Below are 9,585 nucleotides of genomic sequence, written 5' to 3'. Positions count from 1 at the left end.
TCTTCTCGCTGGCGGAGCCGCTGGTCTTCTCGCTGGCGGAGCCGCTGGTCTTCTCGCTGGCGGAGCCGCTGGTCTTCTCGCTGGCGGAGCCGCTGGTCTTCTCGCTGGCGGAGCCGCTGGTCTTCTCGCTGGCGGAGCCGCTGGTCTTCTCGCTGGCGGAGCCGCTGGTCTTCTCGCTGGCGGAGCCGCTGGTCTTCTCGCTGGCGGAGCCGCTGGTCTTCTCGCTGGCGGAGCCGCTGGTCTTCTCGCTGGCGGAGCCGCTGGTCTTCTCGCTGGCGGAGCCGCTGGTCTTCTCGCTGGCGGAGCCGCTGGTCTTCTCGCTGGCGGAGCCGCTGGTCTTCTCGCTGGCGGAGCCGCTCAGCCGCAGTGGGGGACCTTGGATATCGGCAGGGTCCTGGTGGGCGTCCGTGGCCTTGCGGAGACGGGGCCGCTGGACTGCTTTGTCGATGAGCCCAGCCATCAGGGGGCCTCCGCAATCGTGTTGAGCACCGCCGTGTAGGCGCTTACCAGATCTTGCGCGTCCCGCGTTGTGGCGGTGGTGATCGGCACGCACGCCGTGCGGGCTTCACGGCGCACGATGCGTTTGGGGATGACCACGTCGAGGACGTCGTCGAATTCCTCGGTGAAGCGCCGATCGCTCAGCTCCGCGAGTCGCGTTCGGGGCTCGACGATGGTCCGCAGAACCCCTACCTGGCGCAGCGCCGCCGGATGTGCGCGAGAGACCCGCCGAGCGGTCTTGCGGGCGTCCCGGACTCCGATCAAACCGTCTTCGTCGAGAGTGCCGGGAAACAACACATGCGTGGCCGCGAGCAGGCCGGCCCCGACGAGTTTGCCCCCGGCCCGCGGTGGCAGGTCGATGACTACCAGCCGGAACTGTCTTTTGAAGCCCTCTAGGGATAGAGCAAGGCGGTGCTCGATGTTCGGTGTCGTCAAGTCGGACTCGCGGTGCGCCAGTGCCCGTTCAGCGGCAAGAACTCGGACCCGGTCCCCCCAGTGTGCCCCAGCAGGCCGCACGGCTTGGCTAGCTAAACCACGCAGCTCCGGTAGCTCGCTGGGATCGATCCCCTGGTCCTCGTGAAGTAGGTCGTTGAGGCTAGGCATCTCTGTGACGCCCTCTGGGGCTACTGCGTCGAGTTCAGCGGTCAGAGTGGCGCGCGGGTCGAGGTCGACGGCCAGGACCTCATGCCCAGCAGCCGCCATGACAGCAACCAAGCCACCGGCCAGCGAGGATTTGCCGACCCCACCTTTCTCGCTGTCGATGGCCAGCAGCACCGTGTCAAGCTCATCCGGCCAATGAAGCTGAACCGTCCCCTGGTTCTGCTGACGCTCCAGTACCGCCCAGGCAGTCCTCGTCGATTCGGCAAGCATATACGCAAGCATATACGCAAGCTGCAGTGTCAGCATGATCGATTACGGTAATTTTGGGTGGTCTACACGCCCCGACGGCACCGCCGACCTCTACGTCGTCCCCAAGTAGGGGCGCCGGTAAGGGAGTTGTCACCAGCCGCAAACGAGTCGATCATTGCTGGTCAGCGGGTTTATTTTCGGTGAGGTTGCGGTAGAGGGTGGCGCGGCTGACGCCGAACGCGGCTGCGATCTGGTCGGCGGTCTGGCCGGTGTCGAGGGCGGCCTGGGCCGCGGCGAGCTGGTTGGGGTCGAGTTTGCGGGGTCGGCCGGGCAGTTTGCCCGTGGCTGCGGTGGCCTCGCGGGCGTGGGCGGCGCGTTCGCGCATGAACACTCGTTCCATGTGTGCGAACAGCGCCAGTAGCGCGACGGCGAGTTCGGCCATCGGCGAGTCGTCGGTGGTGTCGATCGGGATCGGGTCCTTCAGGGTCTTGATCCCGATGCCCTGCTCGCGCAGCTCGTGCACGACGTTGAGGCATTCGCGCAGATTGCGGCCGAGTCGGTCGAGGTTGGTCGCGATGATCGTGTCGCCGGAGCGGGCGTAGCGGCGCAGCTCGGTGAAGCCGGGCCGGTCGATGGTGGCGCCGGTCTTCTTGTCGGTGTAGATCCGCTCGTCGGGTATGCCGTGGTGGCCCAGGGCGTCGAGCTGTCGTTCGAGGTCCTGGTGTGTGGTCGAGACGCGGGCGTAGCCCAGTTCCATCACGTCACCGTCCTGGCCTGGTCCCGGTCGGCATCCAGGGCGGCGGCGATCCGCGGGTCGGTAATGGCGGACTCGCCGGTCATGATCGTCTCGTTTCCTCCCGCAACTGTCTCATAAGTTTACCATGTGGCCGTGTTTCGAGGCGGTGTTTCGACGTTAGATTGTGAGACAGCGTGACCTGGGGTGATGTCGATGTCCGAACTCGCCTGCACGCTGTCGCGGAACCTTGGTTTCGAGACCGGCCAGTCAGCCGCTGGAGGCGGCGGCGGCCAGGCGAAGACGGGCGTCCATGTTCAGCCGCACCTCGCCGTAGGGCAGCACGTGCGCCCAGAACAGCGGCGTCAGCCCGCGCCGATCCTCAGCGGTGAGCGCGTCGTCCCACTCGGAGCCAGCGAGCAGGTCCTGGATCATCAGGGTGTTCACGTACACCAGGGCGGCCTGCAAGATCCGCAGGCACAGCACGCTCATCTCCTGCTCGTCGCGCCGGTTGGTGGCCAGGTCCCCGCCCTTGCCGTAGAAGATGACCGCGTTGGCCCGATTCCACGACTCGACCACGTTCAGGCCCTCGTGGATCTCTCGCTGGAGTGCCCGGCTGTGCAGGTAACGGGCCAAGAAGATGGTCTTTTGCGCCCGGCCCAGCTCGATCATCGCCTGGTAGGTCGGGTGCGCTGCGTTGGCCTTCATGAATCGCCGCAGGATCGCCTCGGTCGAGGCGGTGCCCACGCGGATCGCGGTGGCGTACTTGAGCATCTGGTCGTACTGCTCAGCGATGCGGTCCCACCGGACCGGGCGGGTCATCGCCGGTGCCAGACCCGGCCAGGCGTCTGGCTCGCCAGCAGCCGGGCGGTACAGCTTGACCTTGTTGATCCGCTTGATCCTCGGCAGCAGGTCGAACCCGAGCAGCTTCGTGATGCCGAACCCGATCTCGGACTGACCATGCGTGTCCACGTAATTGGCCTCGACCTGCATGTCGGTGCCATGCCGGATCGCGCCGTCGACCATCGCGTGCACCTCGGAGGCCGAGCAGTTCAGCCGCTGCGAGTGGATCACCACGGAGCCGCGCTCGACGTGCCAGTAGATCAGCACCCCTCGGCCGCCGTAGCGGGAGTGCCACTCGGTGAAGATGTTCTGGTCGAACGCGCCGAAGTGAGTCGAGTCGCTGGCCACGGCGGTGGATCCGTCGCCCCACAGTGTCTGCTGGCGGGCGGCGAAGGTGGCGTTGGCGATCTCGATCGCGATCTGCCGCGCGGCCTCGGTGCTCAGGTAGCGGCGCCGGGCGTAGCGAATCTCGTCCTCGGAATGCCCGTGCTCGCCGCCGGCGACCGCACGGATGCCGGTGTTGGTGCCGTACCCGTAGATAGCCAGCAGCAACCGCTCGGCCAGCACGTGCTCGGGCAAGGTGCCGCGGTCGGCGACCGAGGTCACCGCCGACAGGCAGCCGGTGCGCAGCACCGCCTCCTTGAGCATGTCGATCAGCGGCACCGTGCCCCACCGGGCCTGCACAGCCTGCTTGAGCCGGCGCAGGTTGCGCGGCTCCGGCGAGGCCTCCAGCGGGGCCAGCTTGACCGCGCCAGCCGCGCGGTCGCTAATCGACAACCAATCGCAGCCCGGCAGGGCGGTGTGCAGGGCCTCCAGCTCGGCGCGCATCTCGGCTTGCAGGTCGGCGATGAACTGGCTGGGGTCCAGCGGCTTGCGCAGCGCCTGGTAGTGCTCGACGCGATGGTCCTCGAAATCGGTCGGAAGGTCTTCGGCCGGGTTGCGCCAGGTGTCCGCGCCGACGACCCAGATTTCCTTGCACCGCAACTGCTCGCGTAGCGCCTGGAAGGTGCACACCTCGTAGACCATGCGCACGACCCGTTGCCGGCGGCGCTTGTCGTCCTTGTAAACCAGCGCCTCCCAGTCCTCGCTCAGGCCGCGATGGACCGGGATGTGCTCGCCGGCCGGGTAGTAGTGCAGGTTCCCGGCGCTGGCGTAGCGGGTGATCAGCTCCAGCGCGTCGAGCACCGGCCGGTGGGTGGTGTTGTTGCTGCGGAACTCCAGCACGTCCAGCAGCTTGATCAGCCCAGTCCGGTAGTGGTTGGTGTAGGAGCCCTTCAGCGTGGCCTTCACGGTGCGCTGGTAGGTCGGCCCGGAGGACTTGAACTCCGCGATCAGGTCGGCCAGCACGGCCTGCGGCGCGACCGGGAACACGGTGTCGCGCACGAGCTGGTCGCCGGCGTTCACGGTCGCCTCGGCGACCCGGAACAGCAAGTTCTCCTTGCCGGTGACCCGCTTGAACTCCTTGATCAGCTCCTTGGTCACCCGGACCTCGGCGCGGGCGTTGATCCGGTGCACGGTGGAGATCAGCAGCTCGACCAGCGTGTCGGTGATCTCCCGTTCCCGGCAGTGCAACAACGCCGCCAGCAGGGCCAGCGTCACCTCAGGCGCGTGTCCGCGCAGGTGGCTGGGCGCCTCGACCGCCGCCCGCGCCCGCCAGGCGGCGACCACCTTCGGGGCGATGTCGGCGAACACGCCGGCTGACAGGCCGACCGCCCGTACCGCTTCCAGCTTGGCGATCTCGGTCAACATCGTGTTCAGGCTGACGTTGCCCGGATCGGACCGGATCGAGGCCAGCACCGCCGGCCCGTCACCGTCCCCGCCGGGTTGGCCGTCGTCATCGGCACCGGCCGCGACCAAGGCGAACAGCCGAACGCGCACCGCCTCGGATAAGCGGATCGCCACCCGTGCGAACAGCAGCTCCTCGCCGCGGTGCAGCGCCGAGCGCACGATCCGGTCGACGCGGCCGCCGGTGGGCGGCTCGATACGTTCCTCCCGGCACCGGTCCAGCAGCTGGTCACGGACACGTTCAGCGCCGCGCTCGGTCTGGGTGACGGTGGTGACCAGCCACTCGGTGAGCTTGTCGGCGTCGGCGACGCTGCACTCCCGGAACCCCAGTGTCCGGCGAATCTGGCTGCGATGGAACTCGATCGTGCGGCCGGACCAGTCGTAGAACGCCAGCTCGGTCACCGGCACACCGACCTGCCGGGCCACGTAGTCCACAGCGGCGTCGGGGATCTCGCTCCGGCTGCGGGGAAACCGGCCGTGCTCGGTGTAAAAGCGCAGCAACACCGCGAACCCGAGCCGCGTCGCGCCACGCTTGCCGGCCACCATCGCCAGCTCGGCCTCGACCAGCGTCCACCGATCGATCAGTTCGTCCTGACCCAGCTCACGCGCCACGCACGGACGCTACTCCCACCCCCCGGACACCGCCGCGACCAGAGATTCAGGGTCAAGCCCCCAGCGCTCGTTTGCGGCTGATGACACGATCCTTACCGGCACCCCGATCTGGGGGCGTTTGTGGACGTCGCGGTACCCACTCGCCGCGGACAAGTTCGACGACGGCGTGTGGCGGCAGACCCGGGAGGAGGCGATGACCCGGATGCACGTCGAGCTGCACCCCAAGCAGGTGTGGGGGTTGATCGGCATCGACGGCGACAGCGCCGACGCGGTCCTACGGATGGTCTCCACCGTCGACAGCCACCCGATGCCGAACGTGATCATCGAGAACCCCGTCAACGGCCACGCCCACGCCGGATTCGGCATCACGACACCGATCAACGTCACCAACTACGGATCACGCCGCGCGGTCCGCTACGGCCTCTCCATCGAAGAAGCACTACGGCGCGCCGTCGGCGGGGACCCGTCCTATCCCGGGCGGCTGATCAAAAACCCGTTCCACTCCCGCTGGATCACCCACTTCCTCCACGACAAAACCTCCACCCTCAACCAATACGGGGCGATCCTGACCGCCGCCGGACACATGCCCGGACGCGGCTGGCACAACCAGCGGCGGCGTGAACCCGTCGGCTACTCCCGCAACGAAACCCTGTTCCACATGGTCCGCCGCTTCGCCTACCGGGAAATGCGGCACCACTGGGGCGACGCCGACGGCTACCGCGCCGCCGTCGCCAAACACGTCGCCATCCTCAACGCCGACTTCCCGATCCCCCTCGGCGGGAACGAACTCGGCCACATCTCCCAGTCCATCTCCGACTGGACCATCAACTACTCCCGCATGTGGAACGACGGCCCCGCCGCCTACGACGCAGCATTCTCCGCCATCCAAGCCGCCCGCGGACGCAAAGGAGGCCGAGTAGGCTCCGGACGCAACGGAGGACTCGCCGGAAACAGCCGACCCGGAGGACTCGCGCGCGGCGGAGACCAGGCTGAGGCGTCGCAGCAGATTCGAGAGATGATGGCGAAGGTGGCCTACTCATGACTGCGCAAATTCCGAAGCGGCGAACCAAGTCTGCTCGCGACCTCGCTGAACAGTTCGGCGTCACTCGCGCCACTGTCGTGCGCATGATGGCCGAACCGCGAGACGACTACGAACGGCGGGCGCGACAACGCCGTGCCGCTGCGGTGCAGCTCCGCCTCCAGGGACTCACCTACCGCGAGATCGCGGAACGGCTCGGCACCAGCATCGGGTCCGTCGGGCACGTGCTTTATACCGCCCGCCGCAACGGCGACTGGGCTGCTGCTGTGGCTCGCCATACCGCTGATCACGCAGAGTGAGATTTCGAAGGATGTCCCAAAACGGCCCTCAATCCGTACCAATCCGTACCATCCGTAACAGCAATGCTAACTGTGCAGGTCAGGCTCTGATTATGGGTGGTACGGATTGAGGGGGTGGTACGGATCAATCCGTACCACCCCCTCAGCGGACAGCGCGCTCACGCGCGCCGAAGATCGCCCTGAAGGCAGCCTGACCAGCTATTCTGCTGATCCGGTGGACACCTGGGCACGATCGTCACTGTTGGTGACGAGATCAGGCGTGTAGCGCCGCCAGGCATCGGCGAAAGCCTCGCGGCGATATCCCTTGGTCTGTCCGAGCCCGGCGAACCGGATGGTCGCCGGGCGGATGTCGTACTCGCTCAGCAGGACGCCGAGGCGTCGGGCGGTGAGTCCCTCGCCGCGTGGTCCGTAGTCCGCCCACGGCGCTTCGGGGTCGGCGCGGAGTTGCTGGAGGAGTCGCATGGTCGGCAACGCGGCCTCGTCGCCGAAGGCGGTGTGGCAGTCGGCGAGGAGTCGGATGCGTTCGGATCGGTCGTCCCCGGCGTCTTCTGCTTGCAACGCGAGGATGGCTGTGCGTGCGCGGTCGGGCCAGTGCCCGCCTGCGTGGTCGGCGATGGCGACCAGTGGTTCCCAGGTGTCCGCGGCGCGGTCCTCGACCGGCATCACCGGCTCAGCCGCCTCCAAGACCGATAGGTCGTTGCGGAGCCAGCCGTGCAGCCGCTCAGCGAGCCGTTGAAGCTTCGGTCGGTCGCGTCGGTGCCGGTATGGCGCGACGGTCTCTCCGGGTGCTCTGCGGCGCATGTGGACGACGATGGCGCGGTCTTCGATGGTGTCGGGCATGCGTCCGATCCCGGCCAGGGCGGCCATGGCGAACGTGGAGATCGACTCGACGCGGTTTTTGGCGAGGTCGTAGCGCTTCGCGGGCCGGTTCCGCTGGTGTCCGGCGTTGAGGAGTCCGCGGAGGTCTTCGTGGCCGGTGGCGGCGGGTCCGAAGATCGTGTCGGCTTCGTCGACGAGCATCGTGGGTGGGTCGGCGGTGATGGAGCGGTAGACCGCTGCGGGTCCGTCGCCGCCTCACTTCGGTCACAGACCGTGACGGCAACTCCCGTGAGGGGCTCCGGCGCATATTTGCACTGGTCAGACCGCGTGTTGACCGGTCTTCGGGCCGTCTGAGCGGCAGGCTCGCCGGGGGCCTGGTACGGGTTGATCCGTACCAGGCCTTCAATCCGTACCACCCATAATCAGGGCCTGACCTGCACAGTTAGCATTGCTGTTACGGATGGTACGGATTGGTACGGATTGAGGGCCGCTTCGGGACATCCCCCGAAATCTCACTCTGCGTGACGAGTCGGGGGCTGGGGTGGCGCGCGGCGGCGGTCACGGTTTTCGGTGGTGCGTGGTTGCGTTTCCGGCGCTATAGATTGCGGCGCTCTGCAGGTGTTGCTGAGGGCTCCCCTGCCGCCTTTTCTGCCGCTTGTGGTGCCGGAGGGCTGGGCGTTGTCAGAGCTACGGATGAGTGCTCTTTTGCGCTAGGGCAGGGGTGGTGCCGGGCACGGTATTGATGTGACTGGTTGTGCGGTTTCAAAGGTGCCGCAGGATGGTTTTAGCATCTGCTTGCACGGTGTTGTGGTGCGTGCAGGAGCCCCCGCATCCGCCCGATGCGCGATCCGGCGGATGCGGGGGTTGTCGCGCTATCGTTGAGGTCGCGTGTCCTCGGTGCTGTCGGCCCGACGGGTGGCCCAGTAACTCCCGAGAGAGGCTTTGTTACTCCCGAGAGAGCACAAGATCGTTTTCGGGGCCGTCTTCTGGACTTGCCCCCTGGGCGTTCTCGAGTCAGTCATCGCTGTGACCTGCTGTTGTGTGGATGGTTGAGTGAGTTCCGGTGGGCGCGGAGCGGCCATGATCATCAGTACGTAGTTCCATGCTTTGAGAGAAGGAAGGTCAAGGTCAAGGTCAACTGACTGCGGCAAGGGTGGGCGGTTTGAGCTGGTTTGGGCGTATCTGCGGTGTAGGTGGTTGTTCGCCTCGCTGCGCATTGGCGGTGGCTGTTGTTGGTGGGGCGTGGTGGGTGGGTGGTTTAAGTTGGTTTCGGCGTATTTGTCCGTAGTGGCTGAGCGTGTTCGTCTGATTGCTTCCGGTAGTGGTTCTTGACCAACGGGGGGGGGGCGTGCTCGGATGCGGTCGTGAGTACAAAGAAGTTCGCATCTGCGTCTCGTGTTATCGGGACTGTGTTGGTTGTGGCTGTTGCGATGGGGTCGGCTACGGGGATCGCTTCGGCTGAGACTCAGTCGGTGACTGCTTCGGCTGCGGGCATTGTGTCCGCGGAAGATTTGAAGTTAGTGGCGTCTTCAGTCGGGGAAGACGTGACTGCGGTGGAGAGCGCTCTCCGTGTTATCGATTCAATCCCTGAGGACGTTCTGCGCCAGGGAGATCAAGCTACTATCGCGTGGCTGGAAAGTAACTACAAGACGTCGCCTGGCGCGGCGCCTTATGCTTTCAATCTCGCGCAGTGCTCGTACGGGATTCTTATTGCGATTGGCTCTAATGCGGTAGCCGCCGCGAAGATTATTAAGATTAAGCGGATTGTGGACAAGTTTGGCGGCGTCGGCAAGGTCATCGATAAGCTGCAAGCGAAGAAAAAGCAGGGAAAGAAGTTCAAGACTGCTCTAGTGGAGGTTTTCGAGGAGGGGGGATCGGAGTGGGTGCGCTTGCTGCGGAAATCCTCGGAGTCGACAAAGTTATCCAGAATTGCTGGTAGGCCCAGCGCCAATTCGCAGGCGGAAGTCTTGACCCAGAGGTAGTAAGTCGCTGATCGATGGAAATCTATGAATCTCTCCGCAATTCACACTGCATTGGAATGGGCAATCATTGCGTCGGCTTTCCTTGTGCTAGCTTGGGACGCGGTAAGAGTGTCGCGATTGCTTCGT

At 65.8% G+C, this 9,585-nt stretch carries 8 protein-coding genes; 4 read left to right on the top strand and 4 right to left on the bottom strand.

The features are described 5' to 3' along the window. Nucleotides 1-485: hypothetical protein (locus KPL57_RS57095; protein WP_226358494.1), on the top strand; the 485-nt coding region annotated here is incomplete at its 5' end. On the opposite strand, the gene KPL57_RS57090 is transcribed toward KPL57_RS57095, so the two are convergent. The 3 genes from KPL57_RS57090 to KPL57_RS57080 all read right to left on the bottom strand — a co-directional run bounded on the left by KPL57_RS57090 (nt 460) and on the right by KPL57_RS57080 (nt 5,320). Beyond that, nucleotides 460-1,404, bottom strand: coding sequence for a ParA family protein (locus tag KPL57_RS57090; RefSeq protein WP_226358493.1), 945 nt, complete (start codon nt 1,402-1,404; stop codon nt 460-462). The genes KPL57_RS57095 and KPL57_RS57090 overlap by 26 nt on opposite strands. 115 nt (nt 1,405-1,519) lie before the next feature. Then, the gene (locus KPL57_RS57085; RefSeq protein ID WP_226351775.1) at nt 1,520-2,104 is read right to left on the bottom strand and encodes a recombinase family protein; all 585 of its coding nucleotides are present in this window, start codon (nt 2,102-2,104) and stop codon (nt 1,520-1,522) included. Between the two features lie 246 nt (nt 2,105-2,350). Further along, a complete protein-coding gene (locus KPL57_RS57080; RefSeq protein ID WP_226351132.1) occupies nt 2,351-5,320 on the bottom strand; it encodes a Tn3 family transposase in 2,970 nt (989 codons plus the stop codon). A gap of 118 nt (nt 5,321-5,438) precedes the next feature. On the opposite strand from KPL57_RS57080, the gene KPL57_RS57075 reads away from it, so the two are divergent. Further along, the gene (locus KPL57_RS57075) at nt 5,439-6,362 is read left to right on the top strand and encodes a replication initiation protein (protein WP_226358492.1); all 924 of its coding nucleotides are present in this window, start codon (nt 5,439-5,441) and stop codon (nt 6,360-6,362) included. Further along, nucleotides 6,359-6,658, top strand: coding sequence for a sigma factor-like helix-turn-helix DNA-binding protein (locus KPL57_RS57070; protein ID WP_226358491.1), 300 nt, complete (start codon nt 6,359-6,361; stop codon nt 6,656-6,658). The genes KPL57_RS57075 and KPL57_RS57070 overlap by 4 nt, the downstream gene beginning before the upstream one ends. A gap of 198 nt (nt 6,659-6,856) precedes the next feature. On the opposite strand, the gene KPL57_RS57065 is transcribed toward KPL57_RS57070, so the two are convergent. Further along, a complete protein-coding gene (locus KPL57_RS57065; RefSeq protein WP_226358490.1) occupies nt 6,857-7,678 on the bottom strand; it encodes a DUF3631 domain-containing protein in 822 nt (273 codons plus the stop codon). Nucleotides 7,679-8,841: 1,163 nt separating this feature from the next. Here KPL57_RS57065 and KPL57_RS57060 point away from each other — a divergent pair. Further along, on the top strand, nt 8,842-9,459 hold the full coding sequence (locus KPL57_RS57060) for a hypothetical protein (RefSeq protein ID WP_226358489.1): 618 nt from the start codon (nt 8,842-8,844) through the stop codon (nt 9,457-9,459). The last annotated feature ends 126 nt before the right edge of the window (nt 9,460-9,585 follow it).

The organism is Pseudonocardia sp. ICBG601, assembly GCF_020496245.1.
Note: the sequence above shows the minus strand (reverse complement) of the source record. Positions and strands in the feature narration are given on the sequence as shown.